Source organism: Aquabacterium sp. A08 (assembly GCF_011742065.1).
Genome location: NZ_JAAQQT010000299.1, coordinates 1 through 328 on the forward strand (window position 1 = coordinate 1; position 328 = coordinate 328).

Genomic DNA, 328 nt, shown 5'->3' on the forward strand with positions numbered 1-328 from the left:
TGGAGCTGGAGCTGGAGCTGGAGCTGGAGCTGGAGCTGGAGCTGGAGCTGGAGCTGGAGCTGGAGCTGGAGCTGGAGTTGGAGTTGGAGTTGGAGTTGGAGTTGGAGTTGGAGTTGGAGTTGGAGCTGGTTCCGGTGCAGGTGCAGGTGCAGGTGCAGGTGCAGGTGCAGGTGCAGGTGCAGCCACCACCGCCGCTGGGGTGGGGGGGGCGGTCACAGGGGCGGGCGCTTCGTTGGGCGCTGCCGGCGGCGTTTGCAGGCCATGCCCGCACCCGGCGCAGAAGCGGGCTTCGGGCTTGTTGGCCACGCCACAGGCGGGGCAGGCGCGG

General features: G+C 69.2%; 1 pseudogene. It reads left to right on the forward strand.

Annotated elements, in window-relative coordinates:
• Positions 1 to 328 (forward strand): annotated as a pseudogene (locus HA630_RS22450) (hypothetical protein); the annotation flags it as partial.